Origin of the sequence: Bradyrhizobium sp. (assembly GCF_019244115.1) — a bacterium.
Lineage (GTDB): Bacteria > Pseudomonadota > Alphaproteobacteria > Rhizobiales > Xanthobacteraceae > Bradyrhizobium.
Genome location: NZ_JAFATE010000834.1, coordinates 1 through 11200, shown reverse-complemented (window position 1 = coordinate 11200; position 11200 = coordinate 1). Strand labels below are relative to the sequence as shown.

Genomic DNA, 11200 nt, shown 5'->3' with positions numbered 1-11200 from the left:
CAGCGCTTCTCGTACCAGACCTCATCGCCCAGAAGCTGGATCTTGGTCGGCACCAATGCGAGACAGGTTTCGCACAGCGATTGGGTCTGGCCCCAGAAGATGTAGGGGCGGGATCTACGCAGCGGCGCGTTCATCGGTGAGCCTTAGGGAAGGCGCCCTCGCCAACATGACGAGCGCGTAGGCAAGGACGGCCAGCGACAGCAGGTGGAACAGCGTGAGCGGGCCGAGCACAGGGCCATATGGCTTGAGAAATTCCCAGGCGAATCGCTGCAGCCCGTAATAGGCGAGCGCGAGATAGAAGCCGTTTTCGATGATGAAGTCGGCGTGCCGCAGGACGGCGAGGACGTAGATAATTGCGAAGGCGGCCATCGCGGCGCTCTCATAGAGCTGGACCGGATGGCGCAGGATGCCGTCGCCGAAATCGTGGCCCCAGGGCAGCGTCGTCGGCGTGCCGTAAGTGAAATCGTCGAGCCCTGCAAAATAGCAGCCGAGCCGCCCAACCGCGATGCCGACGGCGAGCGGCAGCGCGAAGCGCGCGCCGGTGCGGACTGAAATTCCGGCCAACCATTTGTGCAGTTCGACGGCGACGATGCCGCCGGCGAGCGCACCCTCGACGGATCGCGCAATGCCGGTCTGTCCGGACAGCCAAAGATTGAGCGTGCCGAACAGGAAGGCGCCGAGGCCGGCACCGCAGAGCAGAACCGCGACATAGCGCAGTTCGAGGCTTTGCCGTGGAAAATGCAGGTTCTTCCGCCGCGAAAGCCAGAACGCTGCAGCCGCGGCGGCGAACCAGGCGGCGAGGTCGAACGCCGCATGCAAGCCTGTTCCCCCCATGACATCCACTTTAGGTGGATTGCGCTCGGGGGGAAACAGTTAAGTCACGCTCAAGCCAGCTTCGGATCGAGCGTGGTCGACCACAGCGCGACGTCGGCGCGGTCGCGCAGCGTCACGGTCATCTGGCCGGTCGCACCCTCGATCTTGACGTGGCCGAAGAACTGCATTCCGGCGGACGGCGGCAGGTTCTGCTTGTCGAGCCCCGGCGCCTTGATGAAGCGCACCTCGGGACCAAACGTGTTGTCGAGTTCGTTCGGCCCGAACGTGCCGGCATGTAGCGGTCCGGAGACGAACTCCCAGAACGGCTCGAACTCCTGGAACTGCGCCTTGTTCGGGTCGTAGTAATGCGCCGCCGTGTAGTGCACGTCGGCGGTCAGCCACACCGTGTTCTGGATTGGCGCGGTCTTGATGAAGCGCAAGATCTCGGCGATCTCGAGCTCGCGGCCGCGCGGCGGGCCGTCGCCCTGGGCGAACGCTTCCGAGCCCTTCTTGTTGGTGGCGTCATCATAGACGATCAGCGAGAGCGGCATGTCGGAAGCGATCACCTTCCAGGTCGCGCGCGAATTGAGCAGCGCCCGCTTCAGCCATTGCATCTGCTCGGGGCCGATGAAATAGGCGTCCGGGCCGTATTCGGTCTGCAGGTTCGGCCCGTTGGGGCCGCGATAGCTGCGCTCGTCGAGCATGAACACGTCGAGATGCGGGCCATAGCTCAGGGTGCGGTAGACCCGGCCCGGCTCGACGATGCTTTCGCGCATCGGATACATGTCGTGGAAGGCACGTTGGGCACGGGCGGCAAGGAGGGCGATGTTGCGCTCCTTGTAGGCCGCGGGCAGGTCTTTTGAGGCCGACCAGTTGTTGGTGACCTCGTGGTCGTCCCACTGCACGAAGATCGGCACCTCGGCATTGAAGGCGCGCACATTGTCGTCGAGGAAATTGTATTTGTGCGCGGCGCGGAACTCGTCCAGCGTCTCGGCGACCTTGGCCTTTTCGGGGATGGTCAGGTTCTTCCAGGTCTTGCCGTCGGCAAGCTTCACCTCCGAGGGGATCAGCCCGTCGGCATAAATGGTGTCGCCGGAATGGATGAAGAAGTCCGGCTTGTTCTTGCGCATCGCCGAGAAGGTGAACATGCCGCCGTCATCGGCGTTGATGCCCCAGCCCTGGCCCGCGACGTCGCCGCCCCAGACGAAAGAGACGTCACGCTTGTCGGTGGGCGCCGTGCGGAAGCGGCCCGCCACCGGCTCGCTTTCGACGTCGGTGTGCGAGAGATCACGGAACTTCACGCGATAGAAAATGTCCTGACCGCCGGGCAGATTGTCCACCAGCATTTTGGCCGTGAAGTCGCTCTCCGGCAGCGCCGCGATTGGCGGCAATTTGCGGACGCTCTTGAAGGATTCGGTGGTGGACACTTCGACCAGCATCTGCGCGGGCCGGTCGGTGCGCGCCCACACCACGCCGCCATCGGTGCTGACATCGCCGGATTGAACGCCATGGGTGACCAGGGGGCGGTCGGCGGCACGGCTCAGATAGGGCATCGCGATGGTCGAGATGCCGGTAGCCGCCGCGGTGGTGAGGAAGCGACGGCGGGAAAGCGGGCGGAAATTTCGGGTGGGAATCCGGATCGTCATGGGCGCCTCTCTGGTCGGGCTGAAGCGCGCCTAGACCTAGAAAGGTTTCATGACGGCAGGATTACAGAGGCGCTTTTGGTATTTGCGCACGGTCTTTTCGGCGCTAAAGCGTTCCGGTGGCGCGGAACTGTGCGCTCGATGCAGTTCGCAGGTTCTGCGGCAGGCTCATCAACAGCGCACGGCGGTCGGCGACCGCGTGATGGAACTGTTCGAGCGCAATATTGAAGGCGGTAAGCGAGCCCTCCTCGATCGCGCCATTTTCGAAGCAATGCAGGGTGTCGCGGAGAATGTTGTCCGCCTCGGCCTGCATGGTGTCGAGCTCCTCGGTGGTCTCGCTCTTGCGGGCCGCCGCGATCATGTCGAGCAGGCGCTCGCGCAGCGAGGAGTTGTTGCTGCGCTCGTCCTTCTTGAGATAGCCCGCGAACCATGCGCCGATCGATCCGGTCGCCGACAGCGCCATCAGGCCCCACCAGATGTAGTCGCTGTATCTGTCGAGGAACGTTTTTTCCTCGCCGTCGACGAAGGCCGCCGCACCGGGATGCACCGGAATCGCCGCGTCCTTGTCGGTATCAGGGGTTTCGATCTTCGCGGTCAACGGGAATTCGGCCAGCAGCTGCTGCCTCGCCGCGAACAGCTGGTGGGTGAAGGCGGCGATGGTGGTGTCGGAAATGCCTTTGCGGGCGACGACATGGTGATTGAAACTGATCGTCTTCACGTCGTCGTCGGGCCGTGCAGGCGCGCCGCCGAACGTGCCGGCTGGAATTTCGGTCGACTCATAGACGGGGTGATTCTGTGCGATCGCTTCGGCCGAATCGATTGCCAGGAATGTCGGCGCGCCGCCATCCTTCACCGAAGCTGCGATCGACTCCGCCGTGATCTTGCTGTTGACCGGGCCGGCAGCCAGATAGGCGTCGGCCCGCTGGTTGCGGATGGCGTCCGCGGCTTCGCCGGCCGGGAATTGCACAATCTCGACCTTGGCGGGATCGATCCCATACTGTTGCAGGATCACATGCAGCAGGTTGACGTTGGCCTCGGTGCGGCCGACCACGCCAATGCGATGGCCGGCGAGCTGGGAGATCTTGGTGATTCTCGACCCGGCCTTCTTGCCCTTGGCGGACGGCGGCACCCATAGCACGACGACGTTCTTGCGCAGCGTCGCAACGGCCTGGGCATTCTTCGGGACATCGAGATCGCCACGGATGATCGCGAGGTCGACCTTGCCATCGGCGAGCGCTTCGGCACTCGCCCTAGCGCCGTCGGTCTGCACCGGACGCAGCCGGACATAGCCATGCGTCTGGGCGAACGCCTGGGTCAGGGTCTGCACCACCTTGACGTCGTCGCTGCCCCCCGGACCAACGGCAATCCGCAAGGTGACCGGGCGCATTGCGAAATAATAGCCGCCCGCTAACGCGCCAACGATCGCCAGCACACCGGCGAGCGTGATCAGGGTCGCCTTGCGCAACGCCGATCGGGGCGGGGATGGCGGTCCCGCCGGGTCGAGGCCTCCGGTCGTCGATCTCGCAAACAGGCGTTTGAGGTTCAGATTCATGCTGCCGGAACGGTTAGGCCCAAAATTGTAGCAAAATTCTTGCAGGTCGAGAGTTACAAGTGCGTCATGGTTAGCGGCTGGAAATGATAATGATCCCTTGGCAGGGCACGATAGCAGAGTTCCCGTGAAGAGGCTGGTACAATAGGAGGCGTGGGATGGCACAGCGGCGGCTCACAGCAGAGGCACGGACGGCGGCTTTGCAGGAGTTGTCCGGGTGGACGGATGTCGAGGGCCGGGATGCGATCGGCCGCGTTTTTACGTTCAAGAACTTCAACGAGGCCTTCGGATTCATGGCCCGGATCGCGCTGGTCGCCGAGAAAAATGATCATCACCCGGAATGGCGCAATGTTTACAGGACGGTAGAGGTGGTACTGGCGACCCACGATGCCGGCGGCGTCACAGCGCTGGATATCGAGCTGGCCAAGGCGATGAACGCCGTGGCGCGTCAATTCGGAGTGACCTGACGACGTCCGGGTAACTTGCGCCGTTGTGCAAGACCCCCCACCTTTGGCGTGCATGACTGCCGCGGCGTTCCGCCGCTGCAAGGCGAGGGAGGCCGCCATGGCATCCGACTACAGCGTGGGGTTCGAGCCGGCCGATCGGCTGGCGCGGGATCGCGACAGCCTGCGGCGCCGGTTCTGGATCAAGCTGAAGCAGGTGGTGACAAAGCTGCCTTTCACCGAGGATCTGCTCGCCGCCTATTATTGCGCGTTCGACAAGGAGACGCCGCGCCATGTGCAGGCGGCGCTGGCGGGGGCGCTCGCCTATTTCGTGCTGCCGTTCGATTTTATTCCCGACATGATGCCGGTGCTCGGCTTCACGGACGATGCCGCGGTGCTCGCCACCGCGATCCGCCTCGTGGCCGCGCACATCAAGCCGGAGCATCGCGAGGCCGCGCGCGCCGCGCTGAAGCGGGGAATTGAAGGCGAAAGCTGAAGCTTCGCCCGGCATCAACAAGACGAATTGCGTCCAGGGATCACTGCATCTGCTGCATCATCGGGTCGCGCGGCTGCGGCGGCGGCGCATTGGTGCGGGCCTGTGCCCGCGGAGGCTGCCCGAGCGGAGCCGTTCTCGCCGCCGCGGCGCGCGGATTGAGCAGATCGTCCATGCGGCCCTGGGTGGTGGCGTGCTCCTTCAGCCACATCGTCGCGGCGGGCAGGCGCTGCCATCCCGGCAGCGGCGCCGACAGCGACACCTCTTTCCACTTCGGATGGAATGGCGGGTTCTGGAAGGTCGGGAACTTGGTGAAGAACGCGTCGACGAACAGCGAGAGTTTTCGGTAGCGCTCGGTGGTCGGCGACCAGTTGTAGGCCGCCAGCACCGCGGGTACAGCGATGGTGTCGACTGTTTCGCCGTCAGCGATCAGGTTCGGATAGTCCTTCGTGGTCATGCGGGCCGGCAGATAGTCGCCCTGCAACGGCCGGTCATAGTCGACCGTGACCAGGTGGAAGCGGCCGTCATTGACGAAGTTGCTGACCGATTTGTACGGCTTGCCGCCGACCACGATCACGGCGTCGATCTCGCCGGTCTTCAGCTTCTCCATCGCGATGCGCTGCTCGATATAGACGAAGTTCGCGTTCAGCCCGAGCCGTTCGAAGACGGTCAGCGCCGTCACGAAGGTGCCGCCATCGGGCAGGTCGACGCTGATGGTGCGGCCGGCGAGATCCTTCAGGCTGCGGTACTGTTTCGGCGCGATCACCTGCATCTCTTCATTGTAGAGCTTGGTGACGTAGGCGAACTGCTTCTTGATGCCTTTGGCAAAACCCTTCTTTTCGAGATAGTCGAGCGTGTCGGCGCGTACGATGCCGAGATCAACGCCCTGCAGGAACAGGATGTCCGCGACGCTCTGCACCGAGCCGCGTCCGACGATCGGCAGGATGCGCAGCTCGTTGCCGTTGTCGAGCACCGAGGCGAGGTCGGCGCCGAACTGCACATAGGTGCCGCCGATCGTGCCGGAGATCAGCGTCACCGTGTTGGCGTTGAGCGCCTGCTTGGTCTCCGCAGAACCGACTTGAAAGATCGCCTTCAGGCTGTCGCTGACCTTGGCCGGGTCGGCGGCCTTGTCCTGGGCGTGGGCCAATCCTGAAAGGATCACGAGTGAAGCGAGCACCAATCCAAACAAACGTCGCATACGCACTACCTCTTGAGGGCTAATTCTGACCAAGACGCCGCTGCGCCTCGATCGAACCGAGTTGCGCGGCGCGCTCGTACCAGGTACGCGCAGCCGCGGGATCCGGCATGATCCTGCGGGCGTCCTGCGTCCCCAGCACCACGGGATCGTAGGTCTGCGCCAGCAAAAAGGCTGCGCCAGCCTCCTGCGCATCGGCGGCGCGCTCGAGCAGCAGCCGCGCCGATGGAATATCGCCCGCTGCGAGCAGGCTCCGCGCGCGCCGCATCAGGTTCGAGAGCTCATCGGGCGCAAGTCTCCGCGCCGCCGCGCCGCCAATCGCCCCGAGCGACGACGGCGCATCCGCGGGCGCCGCGGCCGGCGGCGGGGCAAAGGGCTGGTGGGCTGCGGGCAGGGCGCGGCTTTGCGGGGCGCCTTGATAGGATGCTCCATTGCCCTGGTAGACCGACGGGCTGGCGGAATAGGCGGTTGCGACATTTTCGCGCGCAGTCACGGCGACAGCACTCGCGGCTCCGCGTTGAGCGGTGGACTGGAACGACGGCGCCGCGAAACGTGCGGGATCCTTGAGCTGCAGATCGCCCGCGGTCAGCTGCGTCTCCGCCGGCTCGGGCGGTGCCGCGCGATCCGGGCGGTCCGGCAGGATCGCCTCCTTGGCGTTGGCGATGATCGCGCGCGTTGCATCCGATGTGAACAGTGCGAACAGAACGGCGACGGCCGCCGCGGCGACGACGCCCAGCAGGATCCTGAGCGACACACTCGATTTGCGCCGCAGCGGCCAGCCGTCATATCTCAGCGGCTGCGATTCATATTCTTCGTACGGTTCACCTTCGTCGGGATAGCGATACGCTCCGCTGGTGGGATAGGGCGATGTTGCGCTCTGGCCCGCGTAGCCGCTTTCACGGAGATCGCCGTCGTCCTCTTCCCCGGGATAGAAACGGTCCTGCGGATGACGCTCGTTTTCGTCCCGATAGCGCGCGTTCTTGTCCCGATATGGGTCATCCTGCGGATAGTCGCGCGGATCCTCGGCTGCGGCGGCAGATCTGTTCAGAATCCCGCGGAGATCGGCCAAGCCGTTTTCGAAGGAATCATAGTCCGGATCGGCTGGTCGAACATTCGGCGCATTCTTCTTCATCATGGAGACGATCCCCACAATCTTGACGCAACGTCCGGGGCGGCCCGAAGGTTGGTTCCTCGCTCCCTGATGCCCAGTGTCCCGGTTCCGAGATACGCATCATTTGCCGGCAGGCTCGCCTACAAATGTCAGAACCGACGCACCCTAGTCAAACTAAGATTCGCGCGTGGCTTGTATCTGACCTTCGCTATCGAAAACCTGCGGACATGCCGTAGCGAATGCCGGATACGCCACACTGGCGCCCCAATTTCGAAGTTCGCGAATTGCCATTCCGCAAGACCTTCGTGCGCCTTCGAAACTCATGGGCACCGGAGAAGGTACGATTTGGCGCTGTTGGAGTTGCAGTCGCCGGGGCGCAAATTTTGCCGCTGGCCCCGTGCAGGAACTTCAACTCGGCGGCGCCAGTGCGCTCCGCTCGCTCTCTGATGCGCCAGTGTCCGTTCGTATCTTGTTGCCGCGAACTCGTCCGCGGATGTCGGAACCGAAGGACACCAGCAAATTCAAGATTGCAGTGTGGCGCGCATCCGACATTCGCTTAACTTACTCGCGGACATACTGAAGCGAATGTCAGACACGCGACACTAGATCGCAGCGTAAATCGGACCAAAAGACGACGCTCGCTGGCGCGAGTGAGGAGATATTTTGAAATCATTGCGGCACTCGTAAATCGATACGGTGTTCCGTAGTACAACCGAGCGTAGTCTTACGGAAACGCGCTCTGACTCGTCCTTTGCGATCGATGAGCGGGCCCATCAAGGATGGAGGATGACCTTGCCCATCGCCTTGCGGCCCGCCAAGACTTTGAGCGCGTCGGCGGTCTGCGCCAGTGGAAACGTGCGATCGACATGGGAAGACAGCTTGCCCTCGGCGGTCCACCGCACCAGCTTTTCAAGATTGGCGCGATTCTTCTCTGGGTTGAGGCGCGCCCAATTGCCCCAGAACACGCCTCGGATGTCGCAGCCCTTCAGCAGGGCCAGGTTGAGCGGCATTTTCGGGATGTCGCCGGCAGCAAAGCCGATCACCAGGAAACGGCCTTCCCACGCGATCGCGCGCAAGGCGGCTTCGGCATAGGTGCCGCCGACCGGATCGAAGATGATGTCGACGCCCTTGCCGCCCGTCAGCCGCCGCAATCCCTCCTTGAGGTCGTCCTTCGCGTAGTTCAGCGTCAGTTCGGCGCCATGAGCGTTCGCGAATTCGAGCTTCTCGTCCGACGAGGCGCAGGCGATCACCTTCAGTCCCATCAGCTTGCCGAGTTCGCAGGCCGCGAGCCCCGTGCCGCCGGCTGCCCCGAGGACTGCGAGCGTGTCGCCGACCTTGGGGCTGGCGCGATCCTCCAGCGCATGCAGCGCGGTTCCGTAGATGATGATGATCCCGGCCGCGCGATCGAAGTCGAGATTGTCGGGAATCTTGACGATCGAGTTGGCCGGCAGCGCGATCTTTTCCCGCGCGCCATTGTGACCGCAGGAGGCCACTACGCGGTCGCCGACTTTCAGGTCGGTGACGCCTGCGCCGAGACTCTCGATCACGCCGGACACTTCTGCGGCCGGTGAGAACGGAAAGGGCGGCTCGATCTGGTACTTGCCCTGAATCATCAGGATGTCGAAGAAATTCAGCGCCGCCGCCTTGATTGCGATCACGGCCTGGCCGGGCTCGGCGACAGGATCGGCAATTTCGGAGAGGACGAGATCGTCGGGCTGGCAATATTGCGAGCAAAGAATGGCCTTCATGGACACACCTGGCGTTCGGACAATAGGGTCGTCTGCAAGACTCGAGGCTTCATGCCGGATTTGAAGCGGGCCTACAATCGGATTCGGCTTGCACCGCATCCGAACAGCAGCGGAGGAAGCGAACAATGTTCGAAAAGAGTCTCTTGTCCGCAAAGCGCGTCCTTATCACCGGCGGCGGCTCGGGCCTGGGCGCTGCGATGGGGCGGCGCTTTCTCGAACTCGGGGCCGAACTCGTCATCTGCGGCCGGCGGCTGGAGCTGCTCGAGGCGACGGCGGATGAGATGCGCGGGCAATTTGGCGGCAAGGTCAGGCCGATCCGCTGCGACATCCGTGACGGCGCCGCGGTCGAGACCATGATGCAGGCGATCTGGCGGGACGCGCCGCTCGACGTGCTGGTCAACAATGCCGCGGCGACGTTCATAGCCGAGAGCGAGCACCTGTCATTCCGCGCGGCCGATGCGATCCTGGCGCCGACCCTGCACGGGGCGATGTATTGCACGCTCGCGGCGGGCAGGCGCTGGATCGCGGCAAAACACCGCGGCGTGGTGCTCTCCATTCTGTCGACCTCGACCATCACCGGACGCGCCTTCACGGTTCCCTCGGCGATGGCCAAATCCGGCCTGCTGGCGATGACCAGGAGTCTCGCCGTGGAGTGGGGACCGAAGGGCATCCGACTGGTTGCAATCGCCCCGGGCGCCTTTCCGACACCCGGCGCATCAGGACAGCTTCGTCCAAAAGGCCGCGATGATGCGTGGACCTCGCGCAATCCGCTCGGCCGCGCCGGCGAACATCGGGAACTCGCCGATCTCGCCTGTTTCCTGATTTCGGATTCGGCCAGCTATATCAATGGAGAAATGGTGGTGCAGGACGGCGGCGCGCATCTGCGGTCCTCAGGTGCCGAGGATCTGCTGCAATGGACCGAAGAGCAATGGAAACAGCACCGCGCCGCGCGCGCGAAACGGTGAATTGTCCTAAACTCCTCAATACCTTCCCAACGAAGCATTTGCCGGTTATGGATCACGCCCCGCAATCAGGGCGCCTAGCCATCTTCCAGTCACAATGATGGGGGAACCAAGACTTATCATGGTCATTCGTCGGCGAATCCTGCCAGTATCGCTGGCCTGCATCGTTGCATGCGCAGGTGCGGACCTGACATGGGCGCAGGGAACCATGCCGAAAGCGGCGGCGCCGAAGGCGGTGACGCGAGGCGTTGCGACGGACCCGAAGCCGCCGGCGGCGGCCATTCCCGGCGTCGAGCCGACCCTGATCGGCCAGTTCGGCACCTGGGGCGCCTACAGCGCGACGCCCAACGGCAAGCGGGTGTGCTTTGCGCTGGCCAAGCCATCCTCGTCCAAGACCAATCCGCCGAACCGGCCGCGCGATCCGGCCTATGCCTTCGTCTCCACCCGGCCCGCCGAGAAGGTTTTCAACGAAGTCTCGGTCATGATCGGTTATGCGCTGAAGCCCGGCTCGGAATCGACGCTTGAGGTCGGCGGCGCGGCTTATCCGATGTATACGCAGGGCGACGGCATCTGGATCAAGAACGCCGCCGAGGAGGAGCGGTTGGTGGACGCGCTGCGCCGCTCGGCCGACGCAACCATCAAGGCGGTATCGGCGAAGGGGACCGAGACCATCGACGTCTTTTCGCTGAAGGGTCTGTCCCAGGCGCTCGACCGCATCGCGACGGATTGCCGGCGCTAACCCTGTTATCGGTCTGTTTTCCGGTTTTGGCGCTTTTCAGCGGCTTAGCGAAGCCTTATTTGATGCGCCATGACCGACACGATGACCCATTCCAGAGCCAGGGCCGACGCGCCGCTGGAAAAGACGCCGCTCGAAATCTATGTGCCGCCGGCAAGACCGTCGTTGATCGGCCTGTCGCGCGACGAAATCGGGCAGCGGCTGGAGGCGATCGGCGTGCCCGCCGCCCAGCGCAAAATGCGCGTGCAGCAATTGTGGCACTGGATCTATTTTCGCGGGGCCAGATCCTTCGACGAGATGACCTCGATCTCGAAGGAGACCCGCGCTGAGCTCGTGAAACATTTCACGGCGGATCGGCCGGAAGTGGTCGCCGAGCAGATCTCCAATGATGGCACACGGAAATGGCTGCTGCGGCTGCCGAGCGGCGACACGCTCGAAAAGCCGCACGAGGTCGAGTGCGTCTACATCCCCGAAACCGATCGCGGCACGCTGTGCGTCTCCTCGCAG

The 11200-nt window shown here is 63.7% G+C and carries 11 protein-coding genes and 1 pseudogene; 5 read left to right on the top strand and 7 right to left on the bottom strand.

From position 1 onward, the window contains the following. From JOZ76_RS38655 to JOZ76_RS35255, 4 genes are all read right to left on the bottom strand, one after another. Positions 1-134, bottom strand: a 134-nt coding sequence (locus JOZ76_RS38655; RefSeq protein WP_441300154.1) for a hypothetical protein, incomplete at its 3' end; no start/stop codon positions are given. Beyond that, a complete protein-coding gene (locus tag JOZ76_RS35265) occupies positions 115-834 on the bottom strand; it encodes a prolipoprotein diacylglyceryl transferase (protein ID WP_291705988.1) in 720 nt (239 codons plus the stop codon). The genes JOZ76_RS38655 and JOZ76_RS35265, both read right to left, overlap by 20 nt. A gap of 50 nt (positions 835-884) precedes the next feature. After that, positions 885-2459 (bottom strand): alkaline phosphatase D family protein, encoded by a 1575-nt coding sequence (locus JOZ76_RS35260; protein ID WP_291705987.1) that lies wholly within the window; start codon positions 2457-2459, stop codon positions 885-887. A 103-nt stretch (positions 2460-2562) separates the two neighbouring features. Continuing rightward, complete coding sequence (locus tag JOZ76_RS35255) at positions 2563-4008, bottom strand: TAXI family TRAP transporter solute-binding subunit (protein WP_291705986.1); 1446 nt, start codon at positions 4006-4008, stop codon at positions 2563-2565. Positions 4009-4163: 155 nt separating this feature from the next. On the opposite strand from JOZ76_RS35255, the gene JOZ76_RS35250 reads away from it, so the two are divergent. Further along, entirely contained in the window at positions 4164-4472 is a 309-nt protein-coding gene (locus tag JOZ76_RS35250; RefSeq protein ID WP_291705985.1) for a 4a-hydroxytetrahydrobiopterin dehydratase, read from the top strand. Between the two features lie 97 nt (positions 4473-4569). Next, positions 4570-4944 carry a YkvA family protein gene (locus JOZ76_RS35245; protein ID WP_291705984.1) on the top strand — a complete coding sequence of 125 codons (375 nt, stop codon included), beginning with the start codon at positions 4570-4572 and terminating at the stop codon, positions 4942-4944. A gap of 40 nt (positions 4945-4984) precedes the next feature. Here JOZ76_RS35245 and JOZ76_RS35240 read toward each other — a convergent pair whose 3' ends face one another. The 3 genes from JOZ76_RS35240 to JOZ76_RS35230 form a co-directional block, all read right to left on the bottom strand. After that, positions 4985-6139, bottom strand: coding sequence for a TAXI family TRAP transporter solute-binding subunit (locus JOZ76_RS35240; RefSeq protein WP_291705983.1), 1155 nt, complete (start codon positions 6137-6139; stop codon positions 4985-4987). Between the two features lie 19 nt (positions 6140-6158). Beyond that, positions 6159-7271, bottom strand: a complete 1113-nt coding sequence (locus JOZ76_RS35235) for a hypothetical protein (protein WP_291705982.1) — start codon at positions 7269-7271, stop codon at positions 6159-6161. Between the two features lie 749 nt (positions 7272-8020). Next, complete coding sequence (locus tag JOZ76_RS35230; protein ID WP_291705981.1) at positions 8021-8995, bottom strand: NADPH:quinone oxidoreductase family protein; 975 nt, start codon at positions 8993-8995, stop codon at positions 8021-8023. Between the two features lie 125 nt (positions 8996-9120). Here JOZ76_RS35230 and JOZ76_RS35225 point away from each other — a divergent pair, with 125 nt between their 5' ends. The 3 genes and pseudogenes from JOZ76_RS35225 to JOZ76_RS35215 all read left to right on the top strand — a co-directional run. Then, on the top strand, positions 9121-9960 hold the full coding sequence (locus JOZ76_RS35225) for an SDR family oxidoreductase (RefSeq protein ID WP_291705980.1): 840 nt from the start codon (positions 9121-9123) through the stop codon (positions 9958-9960). 205 nt (positions 9961-10165) lie between these two features. After that, positions 10166-10696, top strand: a complete 531-nt coding sequence (locus tag JOZ76_RS35220; RefSeq protein ID WP_291705979.1) for an invasion associated locus B family protein — start codon at positions 10166-10168, stop codon at positions 10694-10696. Between the two features lie 81 nt (positions 10697-10777). After that, a pseudogene (locus JOZ76_RS35215) lies at positions 10778-11200 on the top strand (23S rRNA (adenine(2503)-C(2))-methyltransferase RlmN); the annotation flags it as partial.